The sequence below is a fragment of the Vibrio sp. YT-19(2023) genome, from assembly GCF_033337395.1.
The window spans coordinates 1-794 of record NZ_JAWOQN010000359.1; the positions used below are offsets into that span (position 1 = coordinate 1).

Consider the following 794-nt stretch of genomic DNA (forward strand, 5'->3'; position numbering starts at 1 on the left):
GGCACTGAGCAACATCATATTTACTGTTCAAACATGATTTAGGACATTTTCATGAATACAACAAACTCGGTTAACCAACGCCTTTCATCGCTACGCGACGCAATGGCAAACTACAAGGTTTCGGCCTACATCGTCACAAACAATGATCCCCACAATAGTGAGTATTCCGCTGACCATTGGGCTGGACGCACGTGGATTTCTGGCTTTACTGGCTCGGCTGGTAATGTCGTCATAACTCAACAAGGCGGTGGATTATGGACAGATGGTCGCTACTATATTCAAGCAGAAGAACAATTGCATGGAACAGGGTTAGACCTTTTCAAAGCGCGTCAGCCGGAAACCCCCACCATTCCTAAATGGCTTGCGAATACCCTCGACAAAAACAGCGCGATTGCCGTGGATGGGCGCTCGATCAGCTACGCATTTTACCAAGAACTTAAACAAGCGCTTGAGCCAAAGAACATCGAGATTGTTCTCGACCTCGATCTGATAACGCCAATATGGACTGACCGCCCGAGCAGACCGAGCGCAGAAATTTTTGACCATCCGGTTGCGTTTTCTGGTGTAGAAACCAAACAAAAACTCGCAGATATTCGTAAATGGCTCAATGAAAACCATGCGGACTGTTTATTGGTTTCAACCCTTGACGATGTGATGTGGACACTGAATATTCGTGGCGCTGACACGCTTTACTGCCCGGTTTCAGAATCCTATCTTATCGTCGAACGCGACCGCGCGACGGCGTTCATAGATAAACAAAAGTTACCAGCCGAGATAGAGAAGAAGCTGACTGC

The 794-nt window shown here is 47.4% G+C and carries 1 protein-coding gene; it reads left to right on the plus strand.

Annotated elements, in window-relative coordinates; genetic code table 11:
- Positions 1-51: 51 nt before the first annotated feature.
- On the plus strand, positions 52-794 hold a 743-nt coding region (locus tag R7E78_RS25895; RefSeq protein ID WP_318058578.1), incomplete at its 3' end, for an aminopeptidase P family N-terminal domain-containing protein.